At 62.9% G+C, this 15,506-nt stretch carries 11 protein-coding genes; 2 read left to right on the top strand and 9 right to left on the bottom strand.

The window, feature by feature from the left end:
- Window position 1 precedes the first annotated feature (1 nt).
- Window positions 2-988: a type II secretion system F family protein gene (locus I41_RS10740; RefSeq protein WP_145432545.1), complete on the top strand. Its 987-nt coding sequence runs from the start codon at window positions 2-4 to the stop codon at window positions 986-988.
- A 118-nt stretch (window positions 989-1,106) separates the two neighbouring features.
- Here the strand turns inward: I41_RS10740 and I41_RS10735 are convergent, their stop codons facing one another.
- Both I41_RS10735 and I41_RS10730 read right to left on the bottom strand, forming a co-directional pair.
- A complete protein-coding gene (locus tag I41_RS10735) occupies window positions 1,107-1,925 on the bottom strand; it encodes a PEP-CTERM sorting domain-containing protein (protein ID WP_168206802.1) in 819 nt (272 codons plus the stop codon).
- A 201-nt stretch (window positions 1,926-2,126) separates the two neighbouring features.
- Entirely contained in the window at window positions 2,127-3,482 is a 1,356-nt protein-coding gene (locus I41_RS10730) for an MFS transporter (RefSeq protein ID WP_168206801.1), read from the bottom strand.
- 416 nt (window positions 3,483-3,898) lie between these two features.
- On the opposite strand from I41_RS10730, the gene I41_RS10725 reads away from it, so the two are divergent.
- Window positions 3,899-5,548, top strand: a complete 1,650-nt coding sequence (locus tag I41_RS10725) for an efflux transporter outer membrane subunit (RefSeq protein WP_145432542.1) — start codon at window positions 3,899-3,901, stop codon at window positions 5,546-5,548.
- Window positions 5,549-5,621: 73 nt separating this feature from the next.
- Here I41_RS10725 and I41_RS10720 read toward each other — a convergent pair whose 3' ends face one another.
- From I41_RS10720 to I41_RS10690, 7 genes are all read right to left on the bottom strand, one after another.
- A complete protein-coding gene (locus tag I41_RS10720; protein WP_145432541.1) occupies window positions 5,622-9,089 on the bottom strand; it encodes an efflux RND transporter permease subunit in 3,468 nt (1,155 codons plus the stop codon).
- Between the two features lie 60 nt (window positions 9,090-9,149).
- Window positions 9,150-10,460, bottom strand: coding sequence for an efflux RND transporter periplasmic adaptor subunit (locus tag I41_RS10715; protein WP_145432540.1), 1,311 nt, complete (start codon window positions 10,458-10,460; stop codon window positions 9,150-9,152).
- 227 nt (window positions 10,461-10,687) lie between these two features.
- Complete coding sequence (locus I41_RS10710) at window positions 10,688-11,641, bottom strand: PfkB family carbohydrate kinase (protein WP_145432539.1); 954 nt, start codon at window positions 11,639-11,641, stop codon at window positions 10,688-10,690.
- A 77-nt stretch (window positions 11,642-11,718) separates the two neighbouring features.
- Window positions 11,719-12,600, bottom strand: a complete 882-nt coding sequence (locus I41_RS10705) for a sugar phosphate isomerase/epimerase family protein (protein ID WP_145432538.1) — start codon at window positions 12,598-12,600, stop codon at window positions 11,719-11,721.
- Window positions 12,600-13,376, bottom strand: a complete 777-nt coding sequence (locus tag I41_RS10700) for an SDR family oxidoreductase (RefSeq protein WP_145432537.1) — start codon at window positions 13,374-13,376, stop codon at window positions 12,600-12,602. The genes I41_RS10705 and I41_RS10700 overlap by 1 nt, the downstream gene beginning before the upstream one ends.
- 94 nt (window positions 13,377-13,470) lie before the next feature.
- Window positions 13,471-14,502 carry a zinc-binding dehydrogenase gene (locus I41_RS10695; protein ID WP_145432536.1) on the bottom strand — a complete coding sequence of 344 codons (1,032 nt, stop codon included), beginning with the start codon at window positions 14,500-14,502 and terminating at the stop codon, window positions 13,471-13,473.
- A gap of 135 nt (window positions 14,503-14,637) precedes the next feature.
- On the bottom strand, window positions 14,638-15,330 hold the full coding sequence (locus I41_RS10690) for an orotidine 5'-phosphate decarboxylase / HUMPS family protein (RefSeq protein ID WP_145432535.1): 693 nt from the start codon (window positions 15,328-15,330) through the stop codon (window positions 14,638-14,640).
- Window positions 15,331-15,506: the final 176 nt, after the last annotated feature.

Below are 15,506 nucleotides of genomic sequence, written 5' to 3'. Positions count from 1 at the left end.
TATGCACCTGTTGCTCGCATCGCTGGTCAGCCAGACGGTCATCACCCAAGCCGCGGTGTTCGGCGCCGTCGCGCTCGTGGCTTGGTGGGTTCTCGACTCGATGTCGCGGCAAAAGCCGCGCGCCGAACAACGGCTCGAAGAATACCGCGAGCCCAATTCACGCAAGAGCGACCTGCTCAGCGGCGGCAAGTCGTCGAAAATGGGAGCCCTCTCCAAAGCCCTCGAAAAGGCGTCGCCAGCGCTGTCGGCGCCTCTCCAGCCAAAGAACGAGGCCGAAGTTAGCAAGGCACGCGAGAAGTTGAACATGAGCGGCTTCCGCGGCCCCAACGCGCCGCAAATGTACTGGTCGCTGAAGGTGGTCTCGCTCGCCGTCGGTTTCTTTCTCGGCGGCGGCGTGATGATTCTCACGCGCGGCTTCAACATCGATTCGCTCACTTATACGGGAATTCTTGCCGGCGTCTGCTTCTACCTGCCGGAAGTCGGCCTGTGGATCATCAAGCGCGGCCGCCAGGACAACATCTTCTACGGGCTCCCGGACGCGCTCGATCTGATGGTCGTCTGCGTCGAGGCGGGGCTCGGCCTGGATCAGGCCATGCGCAAAGTCACCGAGGAGATGAAAAAGACCTACAAGGTCATCTCGGAGGAATTCGCCCTGAGCAACTTGCAGTTGCAGATGGGGCGCGCCCGCACCGACGTGCTCCACGATCTCGGCGCGCGTACTGGCGTCGACGACCTCAAAGCCCTCGCCGCGATTCTGATTCAAGCCGACAAATTCGGTTCGAGCGTGGCCCAAGCCCTGCGCGTGCAAAGCGATTCGATGCGCACCAAGCGGCGGCAGATGGCGGAGGAGAAAGCGGCCAAGACCGCGGTGAAGCTCATCTTCCCGCTGGTGCTCTTCATCTTCCCGGCAATCTTCGTCGTGCTCGTCGGACCAGCCGCGATCACGATGATTAACGAGCTTTTCCCCTCAATGGCCGGCGCCCCATAGTTTTGCCCTACGTTGGTGGCGGACTGATTGGAATTCGACGTTACACAAAAAAAGACCCCCTTCGCACGCGAAGGAGGTCTTTGAGAAGTTTCACTCGGGTCGAGCGACAGCCAGCAACTTAGCTGCGCTTGCGACGCGAAGCGGCGCCAATGCCACACAAGGCCAAGCCCATCATTCCTAACGTACCCGGCTCAGGAAGTATACCAGGCTTCGGGGCGGTGCCGATCACGAAGTCCTTCTTCGCAATGAAGGCGATGCTCCCCGGCTCGCTGATGGCGATCAGCGAATTGTTGATCACGACTTCAGCCTTCGTAACTCCGACAATGAACGACTTGTTCAGCGAGAGCAGTTGAGCTTCAAGATCAACCAGAACCCCAAGCGACCAGGGCTGAACAATGCCGCCATTTGCCGCCAAGTTGAAGCCAACCGAGGAGTTCGCCGCCGGAAGCGAAAATGGGGTGACTGGCGAACCGTCTATCTCCGTAACTTTCACGGCCATGATGGCACCCGCAAGTACCTGCGATGCGGCAGTGCCGCCCCCGACGAGCGTGTAGTCGCCACCTTCCGACAGGAAGATGGACTTGATCGCGACTACATCGAGGCCATCCTTCTGGCCCACGATGGTGAAGTTCAATTGACCGTCGGTGATGTCGGCCCCGCCGCCTGCCGCCGATGCGACAAAGCTGGTCGGATCGAAATCGAGTCCGGCTTCGTATACGGGCCCGGGCGCAACAACCGAAGAATAAGGATCCGGGGCGCCGTACAACGGAACCGGATCAGTTCCGGAAGATTCCGTGACGTTCAAGAAGGAAATGCCCGGTGCAACAGGGCCAAAATTTCCATAGCTGATAGATGCCGCTTGAGCGAATGGGGCCAAAAGGCCCAGCGCGAGCGCAGCGGCGCTCGCCGAAAAGAGTCGTCGATATGTCCGAATCATTAGAACGGTCTCCTCAACGGTGTGGTGTTGCGCTGTTGCTTGGGCGCACGATCCGAGTGAAAAGCAAGTTGTAGTTCGACCCTGGTGCCGATTGTAGCAGCGATTCGGGAAGGTGCAAACAAAAAACCTCGGAAGATGGGAAGTTTGGCGGGAAATTCGGGCCGACGCCGGCGCAGCCCGCCCAGCAAAAGTCATAAGCCTTTACTGCCTCTTATCTTGGGGCAAAAAGAGCAGCGCTACCACCAGCACGCCGCCGGTCATGTACGCGGGCAGCATCCAGAACGACGTCCATCCCCCCGCCGTAGCGTCCGCCAGTTCCGTCGGCAGCAGTCGAGCTCCAGCCTCTCCTGCTAGCTGGGCCCCGACAAAGCTTCCCACCCCCGACATCGACATTGCTAACAAACCTTGTGCAGTCGCGCGTCGCTTACGCCCCGCACATCGGTCAACGTCGAGCTGCAACGAGATCGATACCAGCGTAAATGCCACGCCATGAACCAGAATCGCGAAGTAAATCCAACCGTCACGGCCCCACATCGCAGGCGACGCCGACGCTGATAGCAGCCAGAACCTCAGCGTCCACACCGAGAGACCAATGAGGATCGAGGTCTTCACGCTGATGCGCATCAGCAGCGCCGGCAAAACCACCATGCACGCCACTTCCACCACTTGCCCCAGCGCCATCTTCGCGGCGGCGTTCGCCATGCCGATCCACGTGTTCAGATAGACGTTGAGATACGAGTAATAAAACTGAGCGGGAGCATGCGCCAGCACCGCCAGCGCCAGCAACAGCAGGAACCGCGGCTCGCGCAATAAGTCAAAGGTCGCCTTCAGCGAGAAGCCGCCAGCGGGGCTCTTTTTGTTCGCAGGCGGCGTATGCGGCAGCACCAGGCAAAAAACCGCCGTCACCAGTTGGGCCCCCAACGCGATGCGCAGCGGAATGGCGGTCGCCTCGATCGAGTTGCCGGTAATCTCAGGCCAAACCCAGCCGATGAAGACCCCCGATGCAATCCACCCCGACGTGCTGCAAGCGCGAATCACGGGGAAATCCCGCTCCGGCCGCTTCAAATGGTGCAGCGACATCGACGTCGCCAGCGCAAAGCTTGGGATGAAGCAAACGTGGTACGCCAATGCCGACAAGTAAAACGTCGTCTGCGAGTCCGCGTTGATGGCCGCCAGCAGCGCTGCGGCTGCTCCGAGGTTGAGAACCGCCATCAGCCGCTCGGTGGCGAACCAGTGATCCGCTAGCAAACCAGTGACAAACGGCGAAATCATCCCCCCCAGCGGCCCGGCGCCATAGACCGTGCCAACGAATCCGGCCGTGAAGATTCCCAAGCCAGCGGAGCCCGAGTTCGCGTTGACGTAACTGCTGAGCGTCACGATCCAAGATGAGATCGCGAAGTGATGCAGAAACATCACGGTCGCTAGCTTGGCGCCAACGGTCGAGCGCAGATCGACTCCAGTATGGGTCAGTTCCTCGGGTACCGGCGCGGGAACGGGAAGTTGCTCCGGCGGGGCGAGCGCCAGCAGCGACTCGGGGTCGTTGGGCGCGTCGCTCATCTCTGTCTGGCCCCGCAGGCCGGGCCGTCCCATCCAACCGCGAGGGCCGGACGCACGACTGCCCCATCAAAGCGCTGCAATGGCGGGGTGTGGCTCAAGGGAGGCAATTTCGGCGGCGGAAGGGGCTCGCAGCGGCGAGGCCGCCAGCAAGCGTGCGGCTAGCGACTTCCGCATTCTAGGCGCCCGCACAACTTCCGCAATCCGAGGAACGGCGAGCGCGCCGCGCGTTAGGGCGTCGAATTGGCCGCGAGGCGTTGCCCCCTCAGCGCGGTGGAGACAGTGAAAAACTAGATCGACTCTCGCGATCCTGCCGATAGTGACGGACAGCGGACTTCGTGCGCGCTCATCTGGGCGGACCCAGCGATCGCCGCGCACGGTTCGCACTGCGCCGATGTCTCGGGGGGGACGATCGACCGATGTCAGGGGGCCTTCGCCGTTCGCCGTTGCTGGCAGTCGCGCTGGTCGCTACCTGCGGCTGCACGCCGTGGCGGGAATACGTATACAACGGCTTCAAGGTCGGCCCCAACTACCGCAAGCCCGCCGCCCCCGTCGCCGCCGACTGGATCGACGCCGGCGACGTGCGCATCAGCGAGGAACCGCCCAATCTCCAGCGCTGGTGGACGGTCTTTAACGACCCCGCGCTCGACGCCCTGATCAACAATGCGGTCAATCAGAACCTCACGTTGCGCGAAGCAGGCTTCCGCGTCATGCGGGCCCGCGCCGTGCGAGCCGCGACAATCGGCGAAATCTTTCCGCAAACCCAAGACGTCGCTGGCGGCTACTCGCGCGACGCGATGAGCACGCAAGCGGCCAATACGGGCTTTCTGCAAGATCGCTTCTTCGACGAATGGGACGGCGGCTTCAATCTCGGTTGGGAACTCGACTTCTGGGGCCGGTATCGCCGCGCGATCGAGGCCGCCGACGCCGATCTCGATGCGTCCATCGAAAGCTACGACGCGATCCTCGTCACCCTGCTGGCCGACGTGGCTCAGGCCTACGTCGAAGTCCGCACGCTGCAAAAGCAAATTCAACTGGTCCGTGCCAACGAGACGCTGCAGGCCGAGACGCTGAAGATCGTCAGTGCCAAATTCTCCGGCGGCATGGTTAGCGAACTCGACGTCGACCAGGCCAAGAGCAACCTCGCGCAGACGCAGGCGCTCGTCCCTAAATTCCAAATCCCGCTGCGGCAGGCCGAGCTACGGCTCTGCATCCTGATGGGCATCCCGCCGACCGATTTGGACCGCATGATCGGCGCCGGCGATATTCCCACGGCGTCGACGGCCGTCGCCGTCGGCATCCCGGCGAATTTACTTGCGCAGCGTCCCGACGTTCGCCGCGCCGAACGTGACGTCGCCGCGCAAAGCGCGCGAGTCGGCGTCGCTGTTTCGGAGCTTTATCCGCACATCGGCATCACCGGCGCCATCGGCGTGTCGGCGCAGAATGCCTCGAACCTATTTACCAGCGAAGCGCTGCAAGGCTCCGTCGGCCCGAGCTTCCAATGGAACGTGCTGAACTACGGCCGGCTCCTGAACGCTATTCGGATTCAGGATGCTCGGCTGGCCGAGCTGATCGCCTTCTACCAGAACAAAGTGCTGGAAGCGAACGCTGAAGTCGAATCGGGGCTCGTCGAGTTCCTGCGCTCGCAAGAACAGGCGACCTTCCTCGACGCAAGCGTCAGCGCCTCGGTGCGGGCGACCAACGTCGCGCTGACGCAGTACGAATTCGGCATGATCGACTTCAACCGCGTTTCGCTCATCGAACAGAACCTGGTGTCGCAGCAAGATCTCTACGCGCAGGCCGAGGGAGACATCGCGCTGGGCTTGATCGAAATCTACCGGGCGCTCGGCGGCGGTTGGCAGATTCGATTGGAAGAATCGCAGGGTCCGGAGGCGTTGCCGCCGGTTAACGAAACAGGAGATGGCCTAGTGCCCGACGCGCCGGCCCGTCCCGAAAACCTGCCTTTGCCTGCACCAGCGCCAGGCCCCGTCGTCCCGACGCCGCCGGCGGCCGATTCGCGTTCGCAGCCGTCGCTGGTGCAACCGGCAGCGCTAGAAGTTGGCGCGTAGCGCCATAATTGCAGACCCTGGCTCCCCCAGGGGATCGGTCACCACATCGGTAGGCATCGTCCCGCAATGTGTGCTACCCCCCGGCCGAGCCGGAGGCTGAATTGTCGGTCGAAGCGACCGCAGCCTCTTTCTTCCGCCGACCAAATCGTTCCAGCACATAGAAAAACACCGGCGTCAAGAAAATCCCGAAGAACGTCACGCCGATCATCCCGCTGAACACCGCCGTGCCGAGCGAATTGCGCATCTCGGCCCCTGCCCCGCGTCCCAGCACCAGCGGTACGACGCCGAGGATGAACGCGAAGCTGGTCATGATGATCGGCCGCAACCGCAGCCGGCAGGCTTCGACCGTCGCTTCGGCCAGCGGCTGACCCTCCAAGTGCAACTGGTGGGCGAACTCGACGATCAAGATCGCGTTCTTCGCCGCCAAACCAACCAACACGATGAAGCCGATCTGTACGAAGATATCGACCGGCAGCGACGCGATCAGCATGCCCGTCACCGAGCAGAGCAAGCACATCGGCACCACCAAAATCACCGAGAACGGCAGCTTCCAGCTTTCGTACTTCGCGGCCAGCACCAAGAACACCAGAATGGCGCCAAGCGCGAAGACCGCGATGCCGACCATGCCGGCCGACACTTCGAACGTGCCGACCGTGACCGGCTCCTGCTCCATATACGCGATTTCGGTCCATTGGTAGGAGAGGCCAAGGCTGTCGGCCAGCCGTTGCATGGCAGCCATCGCCGTGCCGGAACTCACCCCCGGCGCCTGGGCCCCCTGCACGGAGGCCGAGGCGTACATGTTGTAGCGATTGACCATCACGGGACCGCCGATGTCCTGCTCCTGCATGAGGGTGGCCAGCGGGACCATATCGCCGAAGCGGTTGCGCACGTAGAGCTGATTGAGATCCTCGACCTGCGTGCGGAACTGCGACTCGGCCGAGAGATTCACCTGCCAGGTGCGGCCAAACTCATTGAAGAGGTTGACGTAGTAGCCCCCCATGAAGACCTGCAGCGCATCGAACGCATCTTTCATCGCCACGCCGAGCGATTCGCACTTGGTCCGGTCGATGTCGAGATAAATCTGCGGCGTTTCAGCCCGGAACATCGTCGAGACGCCCAGCAACTCGGGGTCGGCGTTCGCCTGGGCCACCAGTTCGTCGGCGTCGCTCTGCAGCTGATGCAAGTCGACGTAGCCGCGCTGCTCAATCTGCATCTTCCAGCCAGCCGACGTGCCAAGACCCTGAATCGGCGGCGCACGGAAGACGCTGATCTGCGCTTCCGGAACTTCTTGGGCGACCAAGGCGCGGAGCTTCTCCGCCACCACGGCGTCGTATTCGTCGGGCGAGGTTCGCTCCTCAAATGGCTTCAGAATGCAAAAGCAGGAGCCGAAGTTGCTGGCGTTGGCGCTGAGCAACACCGACTGGCCGGCGACCGACATCATATGCTGCACGCCGGGGATGCCCGGCCGCGACGGGTCCTTCGGATCGCCGAGCGCGATCCCGGCGAGCCGATCCATCACCGCCTCGGTCCGCTGCACCGACGCTGAGTCGGGGAGTTGGACGTTGACCAGCAAGTAGCCCTGATCTTGCGTTGGGATGAACCCCTTCGGCGCCACGGTCAATTCGTGCGCCGTCAGGTAGAGCAGCCCGCCGTAGATCGCCAGCACCATGAGGCTTACACGGAGCGAGCGCTTCACGATCGCGCTATATCCCTCGGTAATGCGATCGAACAGCCGATTGAAGCCGCCGAAGAATTTCGCGAGCACTCGATTCACCGGCAAGATGATCAACTTGCCGATGAACCCGCCGAGGACGAATCCCGGCACGAAGTACGTTAGCGTCATGGTCCAACCGGGGCCGGCCTCGTCCCCATGTCCGCCAGTCGCGGGGGCCTCGTGGCCAAACCACTCGCCGAGATAATTCGCGCCGACCCAGTAGGTCAGCAATCCGCCGAACAGGCAGAAGATCCACCACGGCAACGCCTCGCGGATCGGCTCGCCATGCTCGTCGACATGTTCGGTGCTAAAGACCGACGCCGCCCGCGACGGCGTGAGCGTCATCGCGTTGATGGCCGAGATCACCATCGCCGCGGAAATCGTCAAGGCGAACTGCCGGTAGAACTGGCCCGAGATGCTCGGCATGAACACGCTCGGCAGGAACACCGACGACAGCACCAGGGTGATCGCGACGATCGGCCCGGTAATTTCATCCATCGCCTTGATCGTGGCAGTCTTCGCGTCGAGCCCCGTGGCCATCTGCCGCTCGACGTTCTCCAGCACCACGATCGCATCGTCGACAACGATGCCGATCGCCAGCACCAGGCCGAACAGCGTCAGGTTGTTCAAGCTGAAGCCAATGACGGCCATCACCGCGAAGGCGCCCACCAGCGACACCGGCACGTCGATCATCGGCAGAATCATCGCCTTCCAGTCTTGCAGGAAGAAGAGCACGACGATCGCCACCAGGATGATTGCGTCCCGGAGCGTTTTGAACACTTCGTTGACCGACTCCGTGATGAACGGCGTCGTGTCGTAAACGATGCGATAATCGAGGTCGGCGGGGAAGCTCTGCTTCAACTCCGCCATCTTGTTCTTGATCTCCTTCGCCACCTTCATGGCGTTGGAGCCAGGTTCCTGAAAAATCGCGAGCGCCACCGACGGCATGCCGTCGAGCTTGCAGATCTGGTCGTACTGCTGGGCGCCCAGTTCCACCCGCGCGATGTCGCGCAGCCGAACCACTTGCGACGCCGGCCGACCCGTCTGGTCGTTCCCTTGGCTCGTTTTGACGATGATGTCGCCAAACTGGTCGGGATCCTGCAGCCGCCCGAGCGTCGTGAGCGTCAGCTGAAACTGCTGCCCCTCGGGCACCGGTTGCCGACCGATTTGGCCGGCGGCGACCTGCATATTCTGATTCTGTACCGCCTGAATCACCTCGTTGACGGTGATGTTGCGGCTGGTCATCTTCTGCGGATCGAGCCACGCCCGCATGCTGTAGTCGCGCTCACCGAGATAGGTGATGTCGCCCACCCCGTCGAGGCGGAAGATTTCATCCTTTACCTGGATCGTGGCGTAGTTACTCAGATAAATGTCGTCGTACGTCCCGCCAGGCGAAATCAGATTGATCGCCAGCAAGATGCTCGGCGACTTCTTCTTGGTGTTGATTCCCTGCAACTGCACCTGCAGCGGTAACTGGGCCATCGCCCACGACACGCGGTTCTGCACCAGCACCGTCGCCATGTCGAGATCGGTGCCGAGTTCGAACGTCAGCGTCAGGTTGTAGGCGCCGTCGTTCGTGCACTGCGACGACATGTAGAGCAAGCCCTGCACGCCGTTGACCTGCTCCTCGATCGGAGCGGCCACCGCATCGGCGACCACCTGAGCGCTGGCGCCAGGGTACGAAGCGGTCACCTGCACCGTCGGCGGGGTGATGTCTGGATACTGCGCGACAGGGAGCGTGACGACCGAGACGCCGCCCGCCAATAAAATGACGATCGACAGCACCCAGGCGAAGATCGGTCGCTCGATGAAGAATCGGGCTAACATGGCGGGGCGCTGCGGGGGGAGATCGGGAAGGATGCTAGGCGGGAACGGCAGGAGCCGGAGTTACTTCTTGTCGGCGGGCGCCGGCTTTTCCGCCTGGGCGGTCGGCGGGGCGGGAGCGGAGGGCGTCTGATCATCCGCCGGCAGCGTCCCCAGCGGATCGCGAACTATTGGCTTCGGATCGACCCTCACGCCAGGCCGCACCCGCTGCAGCCCCTCGGCGACGATGACGCTGTCGGCCGAAATACTTGGCTCGCTCGGCTCGCCCTCCAGGGCGTAACGCACCCCTTCCGGCGTCCGTTGGATATTGATCGGCAGGACCACCTGCATCCCATCCGGTTGCTGCGGACCAAGCGTCACGGGCGAGTATTCGACGACATTTTCTTTGTTCAACGTCATCAGGTATTTCTTTCCCTGGTCGCTGCCAATCGACGCCTGCGACACAACGAGCGACTCCTCCGCCGGTCCCATGGGGAGTCGAATTCGCACAAACTCGCCCGGCTTGAACATCCGCGGCCCCGCCGGCGTCAGCAGCGGATTGCTAAAGACGCCGCGTAGTTCGAGCGTCCCCGTCGACGGATCGATCTGGTTGTTGATGAAGTCGACGGTTCCCGCATGGGGATAGTCGTTCCCTTCATTCGCCAGCCCGAATTCCACCGGCAGCACGGCCCCCTGCGCCGTCGACTCGATCTTCTTCGCCTGGATCAAGCGCTCGGCCCGCAAGAGCGTCAGCTCATCAACGTCGAAGTAGGCGTAAATCGGATCTTGCGATACAACAGTCGTCAACAGCGTCTGGTCCTGCGTTACGAGATTGCCGATCGTCAGCAAGTTCCGGCTGACAATGCCGTCGACCGGCGAGATGACGTCGGTGAAGCTGAGATTGAGCGCCGCCACTTCCGAGGCCGCCTGGACGGCGGTCACCTGCGCGGCAGCCGCCTCTTCGGCGGCTTCGTACTTGTCGACGTCTTGTTGGCTGATCGCGCCGGGCGTTTTGGCCACTTCCTTCGCGCGGGCATTGTCGGCGACCGCCAGCTGGAGCCTCGCCTTCGCCAGCGCCACCTGCCCGTTCGCTTCGTCGAGCTGCGCCTGGTACGGCCGCGGATCGATTTTGAACAGCCGATCGCCAGCCTTCACTGGCTTGCCCGACTGAAAGTCGATGCTCACCAGATAGCCGGTCACGCGGGCCCGCACTTCCACCGACTCGACCGCTTCCAACCGCCCGGTGAAGTAGACGTAGTCGCCCACTTCGCGCGAAATCGGCGTCTCCGTGCGAACCACCGGCGCCTGAGCAACCTTGGCGGGCGCCTTCTCACGGCAGCCCGTGGCGGCGACGAACAACAGCGCCACGGCGGCGGCAAGATGGCGAGCAGTCATGGCGGGGAGAGACAATGGGGGGTTTTATAAACATCGCGGACGCAAAAATATAACCCGCCCACGGCGCTTTACCCGACGCCCTTCGCAAGAAGGCCAACTCGACGCGATAGGCGCAATCGGTACGACCGGTGTAAACCGCGCATGCGACGAGTGCGGCGGCACATAAATTGGACCGTCTGGTCCCCTCCCCTTGAGGAAGGGAGTCAGAAGGACTAACTGGGGTGAAGCTAGGCGGAAGGTGAGAGCAAAACGCCCGGCAACGTCGGCGTCGCCCCGCGCTGCGACGCCACGAACGACGCCACCCGATTGGCCCAGCCGAGAATTTGCTGCGGCGGCAAGCCGCGCAACAGGCCAATCACCAGCGCCGCGCACCAAGAGTCGCCGGCGCCAATCGAATCGGCCCCCGCCACGCGCTCGCAGCGCGGCGGTTCAGCGGAAAAGTGCTTCCCGCCATGCCACAACCGAGCGCCAGCCGCTCCCTCGGTCACGGCGATCGTCGTCAATTGCGGGAACCGTCCGGCAAGCGCCTCGATCGTCGCAGGCAAGTCGCCCGCCGGCGCCGCGAGCTCGAACATCTTTGCGACGATTGCCAATTCATCGTCGTTCAGCTTCAACACCGTCGCCCACCGCAGCGACTCCTCGACGACTTCTGGCGTGTAATGCGGCGCCCGCAGATTTAAATCACAAACGCGGGCCGCTTGCGGCATAGCGGCCTCCAACAGCGAACGCAATGTCCCGCGACTCCCCGCCGTCCGCTGCACCAGCGTCCCATAACAAATCGCGTCAGCCCGCGCACCAAGCTCCGCCAGCTCCGGCGTGAACGCGATCCCGTCCCACGCCACCCCCTGACAAATGTCGTACGTCGGATGCCCCTCGGCGTTGAGTTCCACTTCGACCGTGCCAGTCGGCAAAGTAGCGTCGACCTGCAGATAGTCGACGTTCACTTCCCGCGTCGCCACCTCGCTCCGCAAGCGCCGCCCCAGCGCATCATCGCCGACGCAACTCACCGGAATCGCCTGCCCGCCGACATTCGCCCCAGTTCCCGTCGCCAGCATCTGCTGCGCATGCACCGCAAAATTGCACGGCGCCCCGCCGAGAATGGCATCGCCGTCGACGACGTCGAACAGCGCCTCGCCAAAGCCCAGAATGAGCGGAGTCGACTTTGCAGAAATGTTGGTCATCGCACTGAATGAGAGAAAAGTTCTATCCGCCGTTGCCCGGCGGGCGTGGCCCGACGGCTAGAATTGCCGCTTGCGGTTTAGCGCCAGTACTCCCCAATCTTCCGCTGCAAAAACGCCACGCTCTCATGCAGCTGCGGCATCCCGTCGACGCCATCCTCGATGCTGATCCACCCGTCGAACCCGACGCCGCTCAATTCGCTGAAGACCCCGTCGTAATTGATCATCCCCTTGCCAATCACCCCATGCCGCAACCGCTTGGCATAGCCGACGGCGCCCTCTTCGCGGCGCAAGTCTTCCAGCGTCCCCTCCGCTAGATATCGATCGCTCGCATGCATCGTCACGACGCGGTGCTTCACCCGCCGCAACAGTTCGATCGGATCGTCCCCAGCCAAGAGCGCGTTGCTGGGGTCATAGTTCACGCCGAAGTGCGGCGAATCGATCATCGCCACCAGATCGCAGAAGTCGGTCATGCTCTGCGCAAACTCGGGATACTCCCAGTAGTTGTCCTTATAATGGTTCTCAATAATCAACGTCACTCCGCGCTCCGCCGCCGCGGGCGTGCAGGCCATGATGCTGTCGGCCGCGTAACGCAATCCGTCATCGCGGCTCACCTCGGGGCGACGCTGCCCGCTCAGCACGCGGCAATAGCTTCCTCCCAGCTCCGCACACATCTCGATCCAGCCAACCTGCTGCTCGATCTGCCGCTGCCGGAACGCCGCATCGGGATGCGTGAAGTCGGGCGAGCAGCAAAGCATCGGGATCGTCATCCCCTGCCCCTCGGCGATCCGCCGCGACTCGCCCCACGCCGCGCGATCTTTCAGTTCGAGAAAGCCGCTGTAAAACTCCAGCCCTGGCACGCCCAGCGTCGCCGCCAGCTCAATCCACTCGGCGATCTTCATCTCGCCGGTGAGGCACAACGGGTCCATGAACGCCTTCGGAAAGGCAGCCAGCTTCGGCATCAATCGCCTCGTTTGGTGGGGTTGCGGCCAATGATCGGGTACTGTTCCAACTCCACGACGCTCCCGCTGATCGGGCGGCTCTCGTCGCTCAGCCAGTAGACCGACGCCGCGGCAATCTCCTCGGGCTTCATAATCCGCCCCGACGGCGCGAATTGCGGCTCCAGCTCGTCCGGCCAATTCTTCGGCAGGCCGTCTTTGATCTTCGTCTCGTACTCGTTGGGGGTGAGCACCCAACCGACGTTGAAGTGGTTGACCCGAATCTGGTCGTAACACAGGTAATCGGCCAGATTCCGCGACAGCGTCATCAGCGCCCCTTTCGAGACGCTGTACGCGAGCAGATTCCCCTCGCCGGTGTAGGCGTTGATCGAACCGATGTTCAGCACGCAGCCGCGCGTCTGCTTGAGATGGGGATACGCCGCCTGCACGAGCAACATCGGCGCCCGCACGTTGATCGCCATCACCTTGTCGAACATCGCCGCGTCGGTGTTCTTGAGCTCGCTCCGCACGACCCAAGCGGCGTTGTTCACGATCGCATCGAGCTGGCCGTAAGCCTTCAGCGCCGCGTCGACTAGCTGCGGCGCCGCGGCAGGATCGGCCAGATCAGCGATCGCCAGCGTCGCCTGCCCCGGAAACTCCGCGACGAGCGCCCGTCCGCGTTCCTCGTCACGCCCGTGAACGATCACCCGGGCGCCCTCGGCAATCGCCCGCCGTGCAATCGCCTCGCCAATGCCCGTGGTGCTGCCGGTGACAAGAATGGATTTGTTTTGAAGTCGCATGGGAGGGTGTCGGGAGCCTTTTGCCACTGGCGAGTCGCGTTTGAAAAGAGAACCTGCAGTGGCAAAAGGCTCCCGACACCGTTCGGCGCGCCCACTACACCGGCGTCAACACCGCCTTCACGATCCGTCCCGAGTGCATCATCTCAAACGCTTCATGCCAATCGGCCAGCTTCCAGACGCCGCCGGTAATCGGCCGCACGTCGAGCGTCCCGCTAGCGATCAAGTGAATGACGCGCTCCCAGATGGGCCAGTTGTGGCTGAAGCTCCCCTGCAACGTCACGTTCTTCTGCACGAGCTTGTCGAGCGAGAACCCCAGCGGCTGCGGCCCCCAACCAACCTTGCTGATCCACCCGCCAGGCCGCACCACGTCGAGCGCTGTCGCCAGCGCCACCGACACGCCGGTCGCATCGACCACGCCGTCGGCGCCAAGGCCATCGACCGCCCGCGCCCACTCGGCCGGATCGCCGACGATCGGCTCGCAGCCGTACGCCCGCGACACTTCCAAGCGCGCCCGATCGTTCTCCAAACCAACGATGGCCACCGACGCGCCGCACAGCCGGGCCATCGCGGCCGCCAGAATCCCAATCGGGCCCGGTCCGAGCACCACAACGCGGTCGCCCGGCCGAATCCGCACATTGTTCACCACCGCGTTGAACGCCACGCAACACGGCTCGGTAAGCGCCGCCTGCTCGAACGCCATCCCCTCCGGCATCCGGTGCAGAATCCGCGCCGGCACCGGCACATAACTCCGCATGGCGCCATCGATCATCGCCCCGTAACCGCGACGATTCGGATCGAGGTTATACAAGCCTTGCCGAGTCAACGGGCTGGTCGGATCGATCACCGCCGCCGTTTCGCTGACGACGCGATCCCCTTCCTTCCATCCCGTCACGCCGCGGCCGACCTCGCGAATGATGCCGCAGAACTCGTGACCCAGCACCACCGGATAGTTGACCTGCCAGCTCTGCTGCGCGGTCCACATATGGAGATCGCTGCCGCAGACGCCAATCGCCTGGACCTCCATCAGCACCTGATCATCGCCGATGGTCGCCCGCGGAATCTCGCGCAGCTCAACGCTATGGGGTTCCGGCGAAAAGTTGACGAGGCCGAGATCTTGCTGGCTCATTTCATTTGACTCGAAGAAGAGTTAACTACAGATAGTTCGTCGAGGAAGGGTGCCACTGGCGTGTCGACAGTGCGGAAGTGGAAACTCGCTCGGCACTTCTCACTGGCAGGATGCCAGTGGCGACCTAGTTTGGCCTCACACATTCCCGTAAGCATGCACCTTCTCACAGATCAGCCGCAGCGAAGCTTCCACGTCGCCGCTGGCCGTCTTGAATGCATCGGCGTCGATCGTCAGCGGCGCCCCCAGGACTACCAGCGGCGCCCCGTACTCCGGCGTCCGCACCGCTTGCTCCAGCGTCAGCCCGCCGACCGCCTGCACTGGCACGCTGCACGCCGCAACGACTTCCTTGAGCTGATCGAGCGGACTAGGCATCCGCAGCCCCCGGGCGGCAATCCCGCGGCGTTCATCGTAGCCGATGTGGTGAATCACATAGTCGCAGCCGAGGTCTTCCAGCCGCTTGGCGCCGGCGACCATATCCTCACACCCGAGGTTGTCGCCCATCACCTTGATCCCCAGGTCGCGGCCCGCCTTCACCACCATGTGGATCGTCTCTTCGTGCGCCCGCGCCATGACGACCACATGCGTCGCCCCCGCTTTGGCCATCACTTCGGCCTCAAGGTAGCCGCCGTCCATCGTCTTGAGATCCGCGACGATCGGCACATCCGGGAACGCTGAACGCAGCGCCCGCACGCCGTGCATTCCCTCGGCAATGATCAGCGGCGTGCCAGCTTCGAGCCAATCGACGCCCGCGCGGATCGCCATCTCCGCCGTGGCGAGCGCTTCGTCGATCGATAAAACGTCAAGTGAAATCTGAACGGTGGCTTTCATCCCCGGAAGGTACGGGCCGCCTCGCCGGCTGTCAATTGTCGCTGTACGTCAACCTATTGTCATCTTTCATGCAGTCCATGGCTCCGCTAGGTGGCCACTCGCCGCATCGCTCGACATCCTAGCGCGGGGAGGCTACACCTCGAAAAAAATAAACCTATCTGCCAGTGTCCCGGAGG

Source organism: Lacipirellula limnantheis (assembly GCF_007746075.1).
GTDB classification, from domain to species: Bacteria; Planctomycetota; Planctomycetia; order Pirellulales; family Lacipirellulaceae; genus Lacipirellula; species Lacipirellula limnantheis.
Note: the sequence above shows the minus strand (reverse complement) of the source record. Positions and strands in the feature narration are given on the sequence as shown.

Excerpts from the sequence above, each read along its gene's own strand:
- I41_RS10740 (WP_145432545.1), top strand. The coding sequence starts at position 2 with ATGCACCTGTTGCTCGCATCGCTGGTCAGCCAGACGGTCATCACCCAA.
- I41_RS10735 (WP_168206802.1), bottom strand. The coding sequence starts at position 1,925 with ATGATTCGGACATATCGACGACTCTTTTCGGCGAGCGCCGCTGCGCTC.
- I41_RS10730 (WP_168206801.1), bottom strand. The coding sequence starts at position 3,482 with ATGAGCGACGCGCCCAACGACCCCGAGTCGCTGCTGGCGCTCGCCCCG.
- I41_RS10725 (WP_145432542.1), top strand. The coding sequence starts at position 3,899 with ATGTCAGGGGGCCTTCGCCGTTCGCCGTTGCTGGCAGTCGCGCTGGTC.
- I41_RS10720 (WP_145432541.1), bottom strand. The coding sequence starts at position 9,089 with ATGTTAGCCCGATTCTTCATCGAGCGACCGATCTTCGCCTGGGTGCTG.
- I41_RS10715 (WP_145432540.1), bottom strand. The coding sequence starts at position 10,460 with ATGACTGCTCGCCATCTTGCCGCCGCCGTGGCGCTGTTGTTCGTCGCC.
- I41_RS10710 (WP_145432539.1), bottom strand. The coding sequence starts at position 11,641 with ATGACCAACATTTCTGCAAAGTCGACTCCGCTCATTCTGGGCTTTGGC.
- I41_RS10705 (WP_145432538.1), bottom strand. The coding sequence starts at position 12,600 with ATGCCGAAGCTGGCTGCCTTTCCGAAGGCGTTCATGGACCCGTTGTGC.
- I41_RS10700 (WP_145432537.1), bottom strand. The coding sequence starts at position 13,376 with ATGCGACTTCAAAACAAATCCATTCTTGTCACCGGCAGCACCACGGGC.
- I41_RS10695 (WP_145432536.1), bottom strand. The coding sequence starts at position 14,502 with ATGAGCCAGCAAGATCTCGGCCTCGTCAACTTTTCGCCGGAACCCCAT.
- I41_RS10690 (WP_145432535.1), bottom strand. The coding sequence starts at position 15,330 with ATGAAAGCCACCGTTCAGATTTCACTTGACGTTTTATCGATCGACGAA.